Annotated in this window: 11 protein-coding genes; 10 read left to right on the top strand and 1 reads right to left on the bottom strand. The window is 65.0% G+C overall.

The window, feature by feature from the left end:
* A partial coding sequence (locus A5634_RS01095) for a PE family protein (protein WP_172831578.1) occupies positions 1-1,454 on the bottom strand: 1,454 nt, incomplete at its 3' end.
* A 371-nt stretch (positions 1,455-1,825) separates the two neighbouring features.
* On the opposite strand from A5634_RS01095, the gene argC reads away from it, so the two are divergent.
* The 10 genes from argC to A5634_RS01045 all read left to right on the top strand — a co-directional run bounded on the left by argC (position 1,826) and on the right by A5634_RS01045 (position 17,770).
* Positions 1,826-2,869 (top strand): N-acetyl-gamma-glutamyl-phosphate reductase, encoded by a 1,044-nt coding sequence (gene argC, locus A5634_RS01090; RefSeq protein ID WP_065142220.1) that lies wholly within the window; start codon positions 1,826-1,828, stop codon positions 2,867-2,869.
* Positions 2,866-4,080 carry a bifunctional glutamate N-acetyltransferase/amino-acid acetyltransferase ArgJ gene (argJ, locus tag A5634_RS01085; RefSeq protein WP_065142219.1) on the top strand — a complete coding sequence of 405 codons (1,215 nt, stop codon included), beginning with the start codon at positions 2,866-2,868 and terminating at the stop codon, positions 4,078-4,080. Before argC ends, argJ begins: the two co-directional genes overlap by 4 nt.
* On the top strand, positions 4,077-4,964 hold the full coding sequence (gene argB / locus A5634_RS01080) for an acetylglutamate kinase (protein WP_065142218.1): 888 nt from the start codon (positions 4,077-4,079) through the stop codon (positions 4,962-4,964). The genes argJ and argB overlap by 4 nt, the downstream gene beginning before the upstream one ends.
* The gene (locus tag A5634_RS01075; protein WP_065142217.1) at positions 4,961-6,154 is read left to right on the top strand and encodes an acetylornithine transaminase; all 1,194 of its coding nucleotides are present in this window, start codon (positions 4,961-4,963) and stop codon (positions 6,152-6,154) included. The genes argB and A5634_RS01075 overlap by 4 nt, the downstream gene beginning before the upstream one ends.
* Positions 6,147-7,073 carry an ornithine carbamoyltransferase gene (gene argF, locus A5634_RS01070; protein ID WP_065142216.1) on the top strand — a complete coding sequence of 309 codons (927 nt, stop codon included), beginning with the start codon at positions 6,147-6,149 and terminating at the stop codon, positions 7,071-7,073. Before A5634_RS01075 ends, argF begins: the two co-directional genes overlap by 8 nt.
* On the top strand, positions 7,070-7,567 hold the full coding sequence (locus tag A5634_RS01065; protein WP_065142215.1) for an arginine repressor: 498 nt from the start codon (positions 7,070-7,072) through the stop codon (positions 7,565-7,567). The genes argF and A5634_RS01065 overlap by 4 nt, the downstream gene beginning before the upstream one ends.
* Before the next feature lie 63 nt (positions 7,568-7,630).
* On the top strand, positions 7,631-8,827 hold the full coding sequence (locus A5634_RS01060; protein WP_065142214.1) for an argininosuccinate synthase: 1,197 nt from the start codon (positions 7,631-7,633) through the stop codon (positions 8,825-8,827).
* A gap of 87 nt (positions 8,828-8,914) precedes the next feature.
* Positions 8,915-10,327, top strand: a complete 1,413-nt coding sequence (argH, locus tag A5634_RS01055) for an argininosuccinate lyase (protein WP_065142213.1) — start codon at positions 8,915-8,917, stop codon at positions 10,325-10,327.
* Positions 10,328-10,429: 102 nt separating this feature from the next.
* Positions 10,430-11,491, top strand: coding sequence for a type III polyketide synthase (locus A5634_RS01050; RefSeq protein ID WP_065142212.1), 1,062 nt, complete (start codon positions 10,430-10,432; stop codon positions 11,489-11,491).
* A gap of 15 nt (positions 11,492-11,506) precedes the next feature.
* A complete protein-coding gene (locus A5634_RS01045) occupies positions 11,507-17,770 on the top strand; it encodes a type I polyketide synthase (protein WP_065142211.1) in 6,264 nt (2,087 codons plus the stop codon).
* The last annotated feature ends 3 nt before the right edge of the window (positions 17,771-17,773 follow it).

Raw genomic sequence — 17,773 nt, 5'->3', positions numbered from 1 at the left:
AGGTTGGGCAGTGCGGGCAGCGTCGGGAACGGCGGCAGCGTGAACGGCGGAATCGCGAACGGCGGGATGGCCAGGTTGCCAGCCAGATCGACCAGGGCGTTGATGCCGCCGGTGATGGTGGCACCGAGGTTGGGCAGTGCGGGCAGGGTCGGGAACGGCGGAATGGTGAACGGCGGCAACGTCAATGGCGGCAGAGCAAAGTTGCCGGCCAAGTCGACCAGGGCGTTGATGCCGCCAGTGATGGTGGCACCCAGGTTGGGCAGTGCGGGCAGCGTCGGGAACGGCGGCAGCGTGAACGGCGGAATGGCGAACGGCGGGATGGCCAGGTTGCCAGCCAAGTCGACCAGGGCGTTGATGCCACCAGTGATGGTCGCACCGAGGTTGGGCAGTGCCGGCAGGGTCGGGAACGGCGGAATGGTCAACGGCGGCAACGTCAACGGAGGCAGCGCAAAGTTGCCAGCCAGATCGACCAGTGCGTTGATACCGCCAGAAATCGTCGCACCCAAGTTCGGGATCGCCGGGAACGGCGGAATCGTGAACGGCGGCAACGTCAATGGCGGCAACGTGAAGTTGCCGGCTAGGTCGACAAGCGCGTTGATGCCACCGGTGAAGGCGCCGTTTAGCGTGGCGGACAAGGCAGGCAAACCGCCGCTGAAGCTTGCGGCCAGCTGCGACAGGCCCGCGGACAGACTTCCGATGATCCTTCCACCGGTCTGGCCCAGTTCAGCCAGGCTTGGCAGCGTCCCGTTGAAGCTGCCCGTTAGGGACCCACTGAGATTGGCGCCCAGTGAACCATTCAAGAAGGCTTCGATCGCGCCATTGGCTTGGCCAGTCAGTGCCGCGCCTGCTGCAGACATTGCGGCGCCAGCGTTTTCCAGGGCCACCCCGGCGTTGATGATTGCCTGGCCGGTCTGGACCAGTCCGGCACCGAGGCCCGAAGTCAGCGCCCCTCCGGTCTGCAGGGCCAACCCGGCCCCCAAGCTGGGAAGAGAGGTAAAGGCGCGCAGTAGCGATCCGGCGTTGAACCCACCCCCCAGGGACCCGCCAACTTGACCGCCGAAGCCGCCGAAGCCAAATGTTCCACCCAAGGCGCCGTTGACCTGTGCCGCGAGGTTCCCGATACCAATCTCTATAGCCGTGGCGATACGGCCGAGATCGAAAAGCGCGGAGACGTTTATCGCTTCGGCGGCGGCGTACGCGGTAGCTCCACGGGTGAGCAGCGCGACGAACTCTTGATGGTATGCGGTCGCCTGGGCGCTGGCTGCCTGGTACTCGCTACCGAGCGTGCCGAAAAGCCTTGCGATAGCGGTCGATACCTCGTCCGCAGCCGCCGGTGCCAATTGTGTAGTAGCGCCAACGGCCGAAGTGCCTACCTCGGCAACCGCAGAACCTATGCCGGCTAGCTGCGCGGCCGCGGCCTCGACGAACTCGGGCACAGCAATAACGAAGGACATGTCCATCTCCCCTGGATGACCCAAATGGAACACTGCCGTGGCCTACGACGCCCGAACGTCCTTAGGCAACACGTGGGCAATAGATCCCCATACTGGAGAGTGCTTAAACCCTATATTTCTAAGAATTTTTAGGGCGGAATCTTAGGGTCTGCGGGAAGTTGTGAAGTCCTACCTTTGGGCCGAAATCAGCTAGGCGGCAGAGCAGTCGCTCCGCTGGTCGGAAGCCATTTTGATGGCAAAAGGTCCTCCCGTGTCGGCGTGTCGATTTGACTTCAACGCTGCCAAGTCTCGACACCGCTCGTCAAGTGGCCGATGACCTAAACCTAAGAATTAATTTGCAAACGACTGCATAAACATGCAACCATCGCCGGATGGTCGATACGACTCGCGTAGCAGTCGCCGGCGCCACCGGTTATGCGGGCGGCGAGATCCTTCGCTTGCTGCTGGGACATCCGGCTCTCGATGACGGTCGACTGACGATAGGCGCTCTTACGGCGGCGTCCAGCGCCGGCAGCACCCTCGGCGAGCATCACCCTAATCTCGTCCCGCTAGCCCAGCGGGTGGTCGAGCCCACCGAGCCCGCGGTGCTAAGCGGCCACGACGTGGTCTTCCTGGCATTGCCGCATGGGCACTCGGGTCCGCTTGCCGAACAACTCGGCCCAGAAACCGTTGTCATCGACTGCGGTGCGGATTTCCGGCTCAGCGACGCCGCGGCCTGGGGGCGCTTCTACGGATCGGCGCATGCCGGGCACTGGCCTTACGGCCTGCCAGAGCTGCCGGGCGGGCGCGCTGGGCTCCGGGGTGCACGCCGCATCGCCGTGCCCGGCTGTTACCCCACAGCGGCGCTTCTAGCCCTATTGCCTGCGGTGGCGGAGGACCTCATCGAGCCTACGGTGAACGTCGTCGCCGTCAGTGGCACCTCGGGTGCAGGTCGCGCGGCCAAGACCGACTTGCTCGGGTCCGAGGTCATCGGGTCGGCGCGTGCCTACAACATCGGCGGTAGCCACCGGCACACCCCTGAGATTGTGCAAGGCCTGCGAATGGTCACCGATCACGACGTGACGGTTTCTTTCACCCCGGTGCTGATTCCGACATCTCGCGGCATCCTGGCCACCTGCACTGCCCCGACTCGGTCCCCGATTTCGCAGCTGCGTGCTGTCTACGAAAAGGCTTATGAAGCTGAACCTTTTGTGTTTCTCATGCCCGAGGGGCAGCTTCCCCGTACCGGATCGGTGATCGGCAGCAACGCTGCACACATTGCGGTTGCGGTCGACGAGGACGCTGCGACCTTCGTCGCGGTCGCCGCAATCGATAATTTGGTCAAAGGGACGGGGGGCGCAGCGGTGCAGTCCATGAACCTGGCTTTGGGATGGCCAGAGACGCAAGGGCTTTCGGTAGTCGGAGTGGCTCCGTGACCGATGTTGTGGATTACACACGCTTGCTGCGTGCACAAGGTGTTACCGCCCCAGCCGGATTCCGAGCTGCCGGTCTCGCAGCCGGCATCAAGGCATCGGGCGCGCTCGACTTAGCACTCGTCTTCAACGAGGGACCCGACTATGCGGCGACTGGCGTGTTCACACGCAACAAAGTCAAAGCCGCACCCGTGCTGTGGAGTCAACAGGTACTGACTACTGCGCGCCTGCGCGCTGTCATTCTCAATTCTGGTGGCGCCAATGCCTGTACCGGCCCGGGCGGCTTCCAGGACACCCACGCCACCGCCGAAGCCGTGGCCGCTGCATTGTCGGACTGGGGAACCGAGACCGGCGCTATCGAGGTCGCCGTATGTTCCACAGGTCTGATCGGGGACCGGTTGCCGATGGACAAGGTGCTCGCCGGGGTCAGTGACATCGTGCACGAGATGCACGGTGGTCTGACCGGGGGTGACGACGCCGCCCGGGCCATCATGACCACCGACACCGTACCCAAACAGGTTGCGCTGCATCACAAAGACAACTGGACGGTCGGGGGGATGGCCAAGGGCGCGGGCATGCTGGCGCCGTCGCTGGCAACAATGTTGTGCGTCATCACCACCGACGCCGTGGCCGATGCTGCGGCTCTTGATCGGGCGTTGAAGCGTGCCACCGCACGCACTTTCGACCGACTCGACATCGACGGCAGTTGCTCCACTAACGACACCGTGCTTCTCCTGGCTTCGGGGGCAAGTGAAATCGAACCGTCCCAAAACGATCTCGACGATGCGTTGCTGCGGGTCTGTGACGACCTGTGTGCCCAACTGCAGGCCGATGCCGAGGGCGTTACCAAACGCATCATGGTGACGGTGACCGGGGCAGCTACTGAGGACGAAGCGCTGACCGTCGCCCGCGTCGTCGCCCGCGACAGTCTGGTGAAGACCGCACTATTCGGTTCCGACCCGAACTGGGGACGGGTGGTCGCAGCAGTTGGCATGGCGCCAATAGCGTTGGAGCCGGATCGGATCACGGTGTCGTTCAATGGTTCTCTGGTGTATCGCGACGGCACCGGTGTTCCGGGCGCCCGCGACGTAGACCTATCCGGCACCGACATCCACGTCGTTGTCGACCTCGCAATGGGCAACGGCCGGGCTGACATCCGAACCACTGACCTTTCGCACGCCTACGTCGAAGAGAACTCGGCGTACAGCTCATGACCATGAACATCGAAGAACTGCCCACCCAGGTCAAGGCGCAGGTTCTAGCTGAGGCGCTGCCCTGGCTCAAACAACTGCACGGCAAAATCGTCGTCATCAAATACGGCGGCAACGCGATGACCGATGAATCGCTGCGCCAGGCGTTCGCAGCTGACATGGCTTTTCTGCGCAACTGCGGAGTCCATCCGGTGGTGGTGCACGGCGGTGGACCGCAGATCACGGCGATGCTCCGCCGGCTCGGGATCGAAGGTGATTTCCGAGGCGGTTTTCGCGTCACCACACCGGAAGTGCTTGATGTGGCGCGGATGGTGCTGTTCGGACAAGTGGGCCGCGAGTTGGTCAATCTCATCAACGCGCACGGACCTTACGCCGTAGGTATCACTGGCGAGGACGCTCAGCTGTTCACTGCGGTGCGGCGCAGCGTCACCGTCGACGGGGTGGATACTGACATCGGCCTGGTTGGTGACGTCGAACTGGTCAACACCGCAGCAGTACTGGATCTCATTGCTGCACGCAGGATTCCAGTTGTCTCGACGTTGGCGCCCGATTCGGACGGGGTGGTGCACAACATCAACGCCGACACAGCGGCCGCCGCACTTGCCGAAGCCCTCAACGCCGAAAAACTGTTGATGCTCACCGATGTCGAAGGCCTTTACACCAGTTGGCCGGACCGCACCTCGCTCGTCAGCGAAATCGACACTGCGACACTGACGCAACTGCTGCCCACATTGGAGGCAGGAATGATCCCCAAAGTCGAAGCCTGCCTGCGGGCAGTCACCGCCGGTGTCCCCAGTGCTCACGTCATAGACGGACGAGTGGAACACTGTGTATTGGTTGAGTTGTTCACCGACGCGGGCACCGGTACGAAGGTGGTGCCGGTATGACGAATACGCAAGCGGTGCAGCAACGTTGGCAATCAGTGATGATGAACAACTACGGCACCCCGCCGATGGCATTGGCCGCGGGCGACGGAGCTGTCGTCACCGATGTGGACGGCAAGTCCTACGTCGACCTGCTGGGCGGCATTGCAGTCAATGTTCTCGGCCACCGGCACCCCGCCGTCATTGACGCAGTCACACAACAGCTCTCGACGCTGGGGCACACCTCCAATCTCTATGCCACCGAGCCCGGCATCGCCCTGGCCGAACAACTGGTCGCCCTGCTGGCAGCAGAACTGCAGGCGCGCGTGTTCTTCTGCAACTCAGGGACCGAAGCCAACGAGGTCGCGTTCAAACTGAGTAGGCTCACAGGTCGAACGAAAATCGTTGCGGCACAAGAAGCATTTCATGGCCGAACGATGGGTTCACTGGCCCTCACCGGCCAGCCTTCCAAGCAAGCGCCGTTCGAACCGCTGCCGGGCTACGTCACCCACGTCCCATACGGCGACGCGGACGCGCTCACCACCGCGGTCGACGACGACACCGCCGCAGTCTTTCTCGAGCCGATCATGGGGGAGAGCGGAGTGGTTGTCCCGCCCGCGGGCTACCTGGTGAAGGCGCGGGAAGTCACGGCAAAGCACGGGGCCCTGTTGGTCCTCGACGAAGTACAGACCGGAATGGGCCGTACTGGAACGTTTTACGCCCATCAACACGACGGCATCACCCCGGACGTGGTGACCCTGGCCAAGGGTCTTGGCGGTGGGCTGCCGATTGGCGCATGCATCGCGGTCGGATCCGCCGCGGGCTTGCTGACCCCCGGCCTGCACGGCAGCACTTTCGGAGGCAACCCCGTCTGCACCGCTGCGGCTTTGGCGGTGCTCGAGGTTTTGGCCGACGAGGACCTGGTGCGGAATGCCGAAGTCAAAGGCAAGGCGCTCAAGCACGGAATCGAAGCGTTGAACCAGCCGCTGATCGATCAGGTGCGGGGACGGGGGTTGCTGCAAGGCATTGTGTTGACCGCGCCGTCCGCCAAGGCCGCCGAAGCCGCCGCGCGCGAGGCCGGCTATCTGGTAAATGCGGCTGCGCCCAACGTCATTCGCCTGGCGCCGCCACTGATCGTCACCGAGTCCCAGCTGGAGGGCTTCGTGGCCGCCTTGCCGGGCATCCTCGACACCGCGGGAGCACAAGATGGTTAGGCACTTTCTGCGCGATGACGACCTCACCCCGCAGGAGCAAGCCGAAGTCCTGGAATTGGCCGCTGAACTGAAAGAGGACCCGTTCAGCCGTCGCCCCCTGGACGGCCCGTGCGGGGTCGCGGTCATTTTCGACAAGAACTCCACCCGCACAAGGTTTTCCTTCGAGTTGGGTGTCGCCCAGCTGGGTGGGCACGCCGTTGTCGTCGACGGACGCAGCACCCAGCTCGGTCGTGACGAGACCTTGGAGGACACCGCGCGCGTGCTGTCGCGTTTCGTCGATGCCATTGTGTGGCGCACGTTCGGGCAGGATCGGCTGACCGCCATGGCCTCTGCCGCAACGGTTCCCGTGATCAACGCGCTGTCCGATGAGTTTCACCCATGCCAGGTGCTGGCAGATCTGCAGACCGTCGCCGAACGTAAAGGTGCCCTCGACGGTCTGAAGATGACCTATCTGGGGGACGGCGCCAACAATATGGCCCACTCCCTCATGCTGGGCGGGGTCACGGCAGGCATGCACGTCACCGTCGCCGCCCCGACAGCGTTCGTGCCCGATCCCGGGATTGTGGCTGCGGCCGGGCAGCGCGCCAAGCAGACCGGCGGGACGGTAACGGTAATCGCGGACGCCGATGCAGCGGCCGCCGACGCCGACGTCCTGGTCACCGATACCTGGACATCCATGGGCCAGGAGAACGACGGGCTGGATCGCATCGAGCCGTTCCGGCCGTTTCAGATCAACCAGCGACTGCTGACAAAGGCCAAACCTGACGCGCTCGTTCTGCATTGCCTTCCTGCACACCGCGGCGACGAGATCACCGACGAAGTGATGGACGGCCCGGCCAGTGCGGTGTGGGACGAGGCGGAAAACCGGCTGCACGCCCAAAAGGCGCTGTTGGTGTGGCTGCTGGAGCGATCACGATGACTGCCAAGGCGGCCCCGGAGGTCAGCGCGAACCGGGCCGGTCGGCAGGCGCGCATCGTCGCAATCCTGTCCACCGCGGAGGTGCGCAGTCAGAGCGACTTGGCGGCTCGGTTGGCGGCCGAGGGCATCGAGGTCACCCAGGCAACCCTCTCGCGTGATCTCGAGGAACTCGGCGCGGTCAAATTGCGTGGCGCCGACGGCGGCGTGGGCGTCTATGTCGTGCCCGAGGACGGCAGCCCCGTGCGTGGCGTTGCCGGTGGCACGGGTCGTCTGTCCCGCTTGCTCGGTGAGCTGCTGGTTTCCACCGACGCCAGCGCGAACCTCGCGGTGCTGCGCACCCCGCCCGGTGGCGCGCACTACTTGGCCAGCGCGATCGACCGGGCGGCGTTACCGTACGTCGTCGGCACCATCGCCGGCGACGACACTGTGTTCGTGGTGGCGCGCGAGCCGATGACCGGCGTCGAGTTGGCCTCTGCTCTCGAAGAACTTAAGTAGACCTCAAATACACTGCTGCAGACCTGGCCGAGCGCCGGGGCCGAGTCATAAGGAGAACTGTTCATGTCAGAGCGCGTCATCCTCGCGTATTCCGGCGGTCTGGACACCTCGGTGGCCATCAGCTGGATAGGCAAGGAGACCGGCCGCGAGGTCGTTGCGGTGGCGATCGATCTCGGTCAGGGCGGCGAGGACATGGAAGTGGTGCGCCAACGGGCCTTGGACTGCGGTGCCGTCGAAGCCGTCGTCGTGGATGCTCGCGACGAGTTCGCCGAAGGCTACTGTCTGCCCACCATCCTCAACAACGCTCTGTACATGGACCGTTACCCGCTGGTGTCGGCCATCAGCCGGCCGCTGATCGTCAAGCATCTGGTGGCAGCCGCACGTGAGCACGGAGGCGGCATCGTCGCACACGGCTGCACCGGCAAGGGCAACGATCAGGTCCGCTTCGAAGTCGGATTTGCTTCGCTGGCACCGGATCTCGAGGTGCTGGCGCCGGTCCGCGACTACGCGTGGACGCGGGAGAAGGCGATCGCGTTCGCCGAAGAAAACGACATCCCGATCAACGTCACCAAACGCTCGCCGTTCTCGATCGATCAGAACGTGTGGGGCCGCGCGGTCGAGACTGGGTTCCTCGAGCACCTGTGGAATGCACCCACCAAGGACGTCTACGACTACACCGAGGACCCGACGGTCAATTGGAACACCCCCGACGAGGTCATCATCGGCTTCGAGCAGGGTGTCCCGGCCTCCATCGACGGCAGGCGGGTAACGGTGCTGCAGGCCATCGAGGAACTCAACCGCCGGGCCGGTGCACAAGGAGTGGGGCGTCTGGACGTCGTCGAGGACCGTCTGGTCGGCATCAAGAGCCGCGAAATCTATGAGGCGCCCGGCGCGATGGTGCTGATCACCGCCCACGCCGAACTCGAACACGTCACGCTGGAACGCGAGCTGGGTCGATTTAAGCGCCACACCGACCAGCGTTGGGCCGAGCTGGTGTACGACGGGCTCTGGTACTCGCCGCTGAAGATCGCGTTGGAAAGCTTCGTCGCCAAGACCCAGGAGCACGTCACCGGCGAGGTGCGGCTGGTGCTGCATGGCGGGCACATCGCGGTCAACGGCCGCCGCAGCGCCGAGTCGCTGTATGACTTCAACCTGGCCACCTACGACGAGGGCGACACTTTCGACCAGTCGATGGCCAAGGGCTTCGTCTACGTGCACGGGTTGTCGTCGAAGTTGTCGGCCCGCCGGGATCTGCGGTGACGCTCCTTCGGCGAGCAGACACAGAATCGCACGATATAGCCCATTTGAGTGCGATTCTGTGTCTGCTCGCGGGGCGAAGGTGACCGAGTGAGTACCAACGAGGGGTCGCTGTGGGGCGGCCGGTTCGCCGGCGGCCCGTCCGACGCACTGGCCGCGCTGAGCAAGTCCACCCACTTCGATTGGGTGCTGGCCCCCTACGACATCACCGCATCCCGGGCGCACACCGTGGTGCTCTACCGGGCGGGCCTGCTCACCGAAGAGCAGCGCGACGGGTTGCTGGCCGGACTGGACAGCCTTGCCGCAGACCTCGCTGACGGCAGCTTCGGCCCGCTGGTCACTGACGAGGACGTACACGCGGCGATGGAACGCGGCCTGATCGGCCGGGTCGGGCCGGATCTTGGCGGACGTCTGCGGGCCGGCCGGTCCCGCAACGACCAGGTGGCCACGCTGTTCCGAATGTGGCTGCGCGACGCCGTGCGCCGCGTGGCCGAAGGCGCGCTCGACGTTGTCGCGGCACTGTCCGCGCAAGCCGCCGCGCACCCGACGGCCGTCATGCCCGGTAAGACCCATCTGCAGTCCGCTCAGCCGATTTTGCTGGCACACCATCTGCTCGCCCACGCGCAACCGTTGCTGCGCGATGTCGACCGGATCGTCGACTTCGACAAACGCGCCGCAATATCCCCCTACGGTTCGGGTGCGCTGGCCGGATCGTCGCTGGGCCTGGATCCCGACGCAATAGCCGCGGACCTAGGCTTTTCGGCCGCCGCCGACAATTCGGTCGACGCCACCGCAGCCCGTGACTTCGCTGGTGAGGCGGCGTTCGTGTTGGCCATGATCGGCGTCGACCTGTCCCGGCTGGCCGAGGACATCATCATCTGGAGCTCGACGGAATTCGGCTACGTGACTTTGCACGACTCGTGGTCCACGGGCAGCTCGATCATGCCGCAGAAGAAGAATCCAGACATCGCCGAACTGGCCCGGGGCAAATCCGGGCGGCTGATCGGCAACCTGGCCGGTCTGTTGGCGACGCTGAAGGCCCAACCCCTGGCTTATAACCGTGACCTGCAGGAAGACAAGGAACCGGTGTTCGACTCGGTGGCTCAGTTGGAGTTGCTGCTGCCAGCAATGGCAGGCCTGGTGGGCAGCCTGACTTTCCACGTGGAACGGATGGCGCAGCTGGCACCGGCTGGTTACACGCTAGCCACCGACATCGCCGAATGGCTGGTGCGTCAAGGGGTTCCGTTTCGTTCCGCGCATGAGGCGGCCGGTGGCGCCGTGCGTGCGGCCGAGCAGCGCGGTGTCGGGCTGGAAGAGCTGACCGACGACGAGCTGGCCGCCATCAGCCCCGAGCTCACCCCGAGCGTTCGAGACGTGCTGACCATCGAGGGTTCGGTGTCCTCGCGTGACGCCCGCGGCGGCACCGCGCCGGGTCGGGTTGCCGAGCAGTTGAGTGCCGTCGGCGAAGTTGCCGGACGGCTGCGACAAGCGTTGCAGCGCTGAGCGGCTCCTTTGCCGGTCTGTGTTAGGCCGACTAAACTCCCAGGTCTAAGCGATCGGGTTGAACGGTATGGCATCGATGTTCGTATCCAAGGGGTGGGACCAATGAGCGTCATCGCAGGTGTCTTCGGCGCCTTGCCGCCTTATCGCTATTCGCAGGAAGAACTCACCGACACCTTCGTCGGCATCCCCGATTTCGCGGGTTACGAAGACATCGTCCGGCAGCTGCACGCCAGCGCCAAAGTAAACAGCCGCCACCTCGTACTGCCGTTGGAGAATTACCCGCGGTTGAACGACTTCGGCGAAGCGAACGGCATATTCCTGGAAAAGGCCGTGGACCTCGGTGTGGAAGCCCTGATGGGCGCCTTGGACGAAGCCGGGTTGCGACCCGAGGATCTCGACGTGCTGATCACCACCACCGTCACCGGCCTGGCCGTGCCATCGCTGGACGCCCGGATCGCCGGACGGCTCGGACTGCGCGCCGACGTGCGACGGGTGCCATTGTTCGGGCTCGGTTGTGTGGCCGGGGCGGCCGGGGTGGCGCGGTTGCACGACTACCTCAAGGGCGCCCGCGACGGCATCGCTGCGCTGGTTTCGGTGGAGTTGTGTTCCCTCACCTTTCCCGGCTACAAGCCGTCGCTGGCCGGGCTGGTGGGTAGTGCCCTATTTGCTGACGGTGCCGCTGCGGTGATCGCGGTCGGAGATCGCCGCGCCGAAGAGATTGGGGCGTGCGGTCCGAGCATCGTCGATTCGCGAAGCCACCTGTACCCCGACTCTCTACGCACCATGGGCTACGACGTCGGGTCGGCCGGATTTGAACTGGTCTTGTCCAAGGATCTAGCGGCCGTGGTCGAGGAGTACGTGGGCGCCGACGTCACCGGATTTTTGGCTGAGCATTCGCTGACCACTACCGATGTGGGCGCATGGGTGACCCATCCCGGCGGGCCCAAGATCATCAACGCGATCACTGAGACGCTGAAACTGCAGCCAGAGGCGCTAGAGCTCACCTGGCGCTCGTTGGGCGAGATCGGCAACCTGTCTTCGGCATCGGTCCTGCACGTGCTGCGTGACACGATCGCCAAACCGCCACCCAGTGGAAGTCCCGGCTTGATGATTGCGATGGGTCCCGGCTTCTGCTCCGAACTGGTGCTTCTGCGCTGGCACTGATTTCGGTCGCACCGTATGACCAGCAATCAAGAAGAGCTCATCGCGGCGCTGCGTAGATCGCTCAAGGAGAACGAGCGGCTCAAGCGCGAGAACCGCGACTATCTGAGCCGGGCCACCGAACCAATTGCGTTGGTGGGCATGGGCTGCCGCTATCCCGGCGGGGTGGACTCGCCCGAGGCTTTGTGGCAGATGGTGGCCGACGGACGCGACGTCATCGCCGAGTTCCCCGCGGACCGTGGCTGGAGCCTCGAAGGCCTGTTTGATCCGGACCCCGATGCGGTCGGCAAGTCCTACACCAAATCCGGTGGGTTCTTGGACAACGTGGCCGGATTCGACGCCGAGTTCTTCGGGATCGCGCCCAGTGAGGTGTTGGCAATGGATCCCCAGCAGCGGTTGCTGCTGGAGGTGTCGTGGGAAGCGTTGGAGCGGGCCGGAATTGACCCGATCACGCTGAGAGGCTCAGCAACCGGTGTGTTCGCCGGGGCGTTCCACGGTTCCTACGGTGGCCAGGGCCGGGTGCCGGGGGAGTTGGAGCGGTACGGGCTGCGCGGTTCGACGCTGAGTGTGGCTTCGGGTCGGGTGGCTTACGTGCTGGGTCTGGAGGGCCCGGCGGTGTCGGTCGATACGGCGTGTTCGTCGTCGTTGGTGGCGTTGCACCTGGCGGTGCAGTCGTTGCGTTCGGGCGAGTGCGATCTGGCGCTGGTTGGCGGCGTGACAGTGATGGCGACTCCGGCGATGTTCATCGAATTCAGCCGGCAGCGGGCATTGTCGGCTGACGGTCGCTGCAAGGCTTACGCTGGCGCCGCCGACGGGACCGCGTTCTCTGAGGGAGCCGGCGTTCTGGTGGCCGAGCGACTGGTGGACGCTCAGCGCCTAGGACATCCGGTGCTGGCGGTGGTACGGGCTACGGCGGTCAATCAGGACGGTGCATCCAACGGGCTGGCCACGCCTAATGGCCCGTCGCAGCAACGGGTGATTCGTGCGGCACTGGCCGGTGCGCGCCTCACGGCGGCAGATGTGGACGTCGTCGAGGGGCACGGCACGGGCACCACGCTCGGGGATCCCATTGAGGCGCAAGCGATCTTGGCCACCTACGGTCAGAACCGTTCCGAGCCGCTTTGGTTGGGGTCGATCAAGTCGAACATGGGCCACACGTCCGCCGCGGCGGGGGTAGCCGGTGTCATGAAGATGACGTTGGCAATGCAGCACGGGATCATGCCGAAGACGTTGCACGTGAATGTGCCTACGCCACACGTAGATTGGTCTGCGGGCGCGGTGTCGCTGCTCACCGAACAGCGGTCCTGGCCAACACTTGACAGGCCGCGTCGGGCAGCGGTGTCGTCGTTCGGCATCAGCGGGACCAACGCGCACGTGATTCTGGAACAGGCCTCGAGCCCGGAGAACCCTCCGCCCGCGCCCGAAGACCGGATCGTGCCATGGGTGTTGTCGGCGCGCTCCATTGACGCACTGGCCAACCAGGCGCGTCGATTGTCAGCGCATGTGAGTGCCGATGAGGATCTGTGCCCGGCCGACGTGGGCCATTCACTGGTCAGCACTCGCTCGCTGTTCGAGCACCGGGCCGTTGTGGTCGGCTCGGATCGCGCGCACTTCATTGACGGACTTGCCCGCTTTGCTGCTGGAGAACCAACCGGCGCGGTGGTTACCGGGCAAGCCCGTCCGGTGGGCAACACCGTCTTCGTGTTCCCCGGCCAAGGCTCGCAGTGGGTCGGCATGGGTGCTGAATTACTCGACAGCTCAGCGGTGTTCGCCGATCAACTGCATCGGTGCGAGAAGGCGCTGCGCGAGCACGTCGACTGGTCGTTGACCGACGTCATACGTTCAGCACCGGGTGCCCCTGGCCTTGACCGGGTCGACGTGGTGCAACCAGCACTGTGGGCGATCATGGTCTCGCTGGCCGAACTGTGGCGTTCGGTGGGCGTCACGCCCGACGCGGTGATCGGGCACTCGCAGGGCGAGATCGCGGCCGCCTATGTGGCGGGAGCGTTGTCGCTAGAGGACGCCGCGCGGGTGGTAGCGCTGCGTAGTCAGTTGTTGGTGCGGCTATCCGGAGTGGGCGGAATGGCATCGCTGGCAGTCGATCCGGCCGAGGGGCAGCGGCTATTAGAGCCGTGGGGTGATCGACTGAATATCGCTGCCATCAACGGTGTTTCGTCGGTAGTCGTCTCCGGGGAGGTGGCGGCCGTCGACGAACTGGTGCGGCAGTGCGACGGTGGCGAGGTTCGGGCCCGGCGGATCGACGTCGACTACGCGTCCCACTCCGCCCACGTCGACGTCATCCGCGCCGAGCTGTCCGAGGCGCTGGCGCACCTGCGCCCGGCTTCGTCCTCGGTGGTGTTCTATTCCACGGTGACCGGCCAAGCCATCGACACCGCGGACTTGGATGCTGATTACTGGTTCCAAAGCATCCGGCAGACAGTCCAATTCGAGCGAGCCGTTCGTGCGGCAGCCGCGGCTGGCTCTCAGGTGTTCATCGAATGCAGCCCGCACCCAGTGCTTGTCACAGGTATCGAAGAGACGCTGACGGTGCGCACTGAACAACCGCTTGTCCTGCCCTCTCTGGGGCGCGACGACGGCGGTTGGCAGCGGTTTGTGCTGTCCGTGGCGCAAGCGCATGTCTCGGGTGTCGCGGTGGATTGGCGGGAGCTCTTCGAGGGCGCCCGGCGAGTGGCGTTGCCCACCTATGGCTTTGTGCGGCGGCGGTTCTGGTTGGCCGAATCGGTTGCGCGCGACGCACGCCGAGACGGGTTGGTTGGCGCCGGACACGAACTGCTGGGCGCGGTGGTGGCACGACCCGACTCTGGCGGGGTTGTGCTGACGGGTCAATTGTCCGTATCGGCCCAGCCGTGGTTGGCTGACCACGCGGTGCGAGGCACTGTGCTTTTCCCCGGCGCCGGATTTGTCGAGCTGGCGATTCGCGCGGGTGATGAGGTCGGATGCCCCGTAGTTGAGGAGTTGACGCTGTCGGTGCCGTTGCCGTTGTCCGGCAGTGCTCCGGTGCCGGTGCAGGTGGTGGTCGGCGCGGCAGACAACGCCGGGCGTCGCGGCATGTCGGTCTATTCCTTTGGCCCGCAATCGGAGTGGACGCTGCATGCCGAGGGCGTCCTGGCTGCCGGATCGCTGCACGCTCAGGCCGATCTGTCGGTCTGGCCGCCCGCAGGCGCAACACCGATCGATGTGACCGGCGCCTACGAGCAACTGGCTGCTCAGGGCTATCAGTACGGTCCGGCGTTTCACGGCTTGCGGGCGATGTGGCAGTCGGGCGACGAGATTTTCGCCGAAGTGGCCCTGGCCGAGGATGCGGACCTGACCGCCACCGGGTTCGGCATCCACCCAGCGTTGCTGGATGCGGCGCTGCACACCGTGGGAGTCGTTACCGCCCACACCGAGACGGTGTTGCCGTTCGCCTGGCAGGGAGTGTCACTGCACGCTGCCGGCGCCACCCAGCTGCGGGTCCGGATGTCTCGGGTGGGAGACGATTCGGTGGCGCTGGAGTTGGCTGATTCGGCCGGCCTGCCCGTCCTGAGCGTGCGCAACTTGGCATTTCGGCCGGTCGTGTTGCCCGCTGCCGCGGGTACTGACGGTGGCTTGTTCGAGGTGCAGTGGTCTCCGGTCGCGTCGACGGGACGAGATGAGAAGCCGGTGACGGTGTGGGAGTTGGCTGCTGCGGACACCGGCACCGTGCGTTCGGTGTATTCGGCGACCCACTCCGCGCTGGCAGCATTGCAAGCCTGGTCGGCCCGGGACGACGACGGGATGCTAGTCGTACTGACGCACGGTGCGGTGGCGCTCGATGGCGAGGATGTGTCGGACCTGGCCGGCGCGGCCGTGTGGGGGTTGGTGCGCTCGGCCCAGGCGGAGCAACCTGGCCGGGTGCTGCTCCTGGATTCGGACGGATCGCGGGAGGTCAGCGAGCTAATCGGTTGTGGTGAAACGCAATTGGTGGTAAGGCAGGGCACCGTCTACAAAGCGCGACTGCGCGCGACCGACGCGGCACTCCGGCTGCCCCCGGGTTCGCCAGGATGGCGCTTGGTCCCTGGCGGCGGCGCACTCGACGATGTCCAAGCGACGGCGTGCGAACCGGTGCAACTCACCGAAGGACAGCTGCGGGTGGCGGTGGCCGCGGTGGGAGTCAACTTCCGGGATGTGTTGGTGGCGTTGGGCATGTATCCCGGCGGCGGGGAACTGGGCGTGGAAGGCGCCGGAGTTGTCGTCGAGGTAGGGCCGGGTGTTGCCGATGTGGCCGTCGGCGAAAAGGTTTTCGGCCTGCTCGGTGTGCCCGCCGGCTGCGTCGGGCCCGAAGGCGTCGTGGACCGACGGTTGGTGACCTCGGTTCCGGACGGCTGGTCGATGGAGCTGGCAGCCAGTATTGCGGTGGTGTTCCTGACCGCACTCTACGGACTGTCGGTGCTGGGTCGAGCGCAAGCCGGCGAGCGGGTTCTGGTGCACGCCGCCACCGGTGGGGTGGGCATGGCCGCGGTGCAACTCGCCCGGCATTGGGGCCTGGAGGTATTCGTTACCGCCAGCCGCGCCAAGTGGGACACGTTGCGCGCAATGGGATTCGACGAACAGCACATCGGCGATTCGCGGACGCTGGACTTCGAGGAACAGTTCCGAGCGGCCACCGGTGGTGTTGATCTGATACTCAACTCGCTGGCAGGCGATTTCGTCGACGCTTCGCTGCGGCTGCTTGGCCCGGGCGGCCGGTTCATCGAGATGGGCAAGACAGACGTGCGCGATCCGCAAGCGCTCGCCGGCCACGGAATCGATTATCGGGCATTCGATTTGATCGAAGCGGGACCGGGCCTGATCGCGCAGATGCTCGGGGAGCTGACGGAACTGTTCCAGGCCGGTACGTTGGTTCCGTTGCCGGTCAGGACATTTGACGTGCGGCAGGCCCGCCAGGCGTACCGCTACGTCAGTCAGGCACGCCATACCGGGAAGGTCGTATTGACGCTGCGTGCGCTGGCTGGCGGTACCGCGCTGATCACCGGCGGGACCGGGATGGCCGGCGCCGCGGTGGCACGTCATCTGGTACACCGGCATGGGATCGCGAACGTGATCCTGGCCAGTCGGTCCGGGACTCGAGCCGACGGCATTTCACAGTTGGCCACCGAGTTGCGCGAGGCCGGGGCGCAGGTTTGCGTTGCCGCCGTTGACGTTACCGATCGCGAAGCGCTTTCGGACTTGTTGGGCCAGATACCCCAGCAGTTCCCGCTGAAAGTCGTAGTCCATGCCGCTGGTGTGCTTGACGACGGGTTGATCGCGGCATTGACCCCCGACCGGTTAGATGCGGTGCTGCGCGCCAAGGTGGACGGTGCATGGCACCTACACGAGTTGACCCGCGATCTGAATTTGTCTGCCTTCGTGATGTTTTCCTCGATGGCCGGCGTCCTGGGCACCCCCGGGCAGGGCAATTACGCTGCGGCGAACAGCTTCTTGGACGCGTTGGCCACCCACCGCCGGGCGCACGGGTTGCCGGCGACATCGGTGGCTTGGGGACTTTGGAAACAGGCCAGCGCAATGACGCGACACCTGGGGGACCGCGACAAGGCCCGCATGAGCCGGATCGGTTTGACCACGCTGTCCACCGAGCAGGCACTCGCGCTGTTCGATGACGCACTCCTGGCCGACAATGGCACAGTGGTGGCCACTCGCCTTGATCCCGCCACGCTCAGCGAAGACGTCGCACCGTTGCTGAGCGACTTGGTCCGCCGACCCACTCGACGTGTGGTCGACGACAACGCGACCGCCATTTCGACGACCACGGGTCTGGCCGCGCGTCTACAAGGACTCGATGCCGAACAACGGCACCGGGAACTGGTCGACGTGGTGTGCAGCAACGCCGCAGCAGTGCTCGGTCGTTCCAGCACCGCGGACATCAGCGCCCAGCGCGCATTCCAGGAACTGGGGTTCGATTCGCTGACCGCTGTCGAACTGCGCAACCGGCTCAAAACAGCGACCGGATTGGCTCTCTCGCCCACGCTGATCTTCGACTATCCGAGTCCCAATGCGTTGGCGGAACACCTCGACGTACGGTTGGCCGCCACCACTGAGCAGCTCGACCCGTTGGCCCGCATCAACAACGTCGTGCACGAGTTGGAAACTCAAATTCGGCAACGTGATTGGACTGTTGAAGACCGCACTCAACTATCCACGCGGCTGTACGCCATCATGGCCGAACTGGCTCCCGATGACGACCTGGCTACAGCGACTGAAAGCCAGCTGTTCGCCATCCTCGAAAACGAACTGGACTCCTGAGAA

The organism is Mycobacterium asiaticum (assembly GCF_001673365.1).
Taxonomy (GTDB): domain Bacteria; phylum Actinomycetota; class Actinomycetes; order Mycobacteriales; family Mycobacteriaceae; genus Mycobacterium; species Mycobacterium asiaticum_A.
Note: the sequence above shows the minus strand (reverse complement) of the source record. Positions and strands in the feature narration are given on the sequence as shown.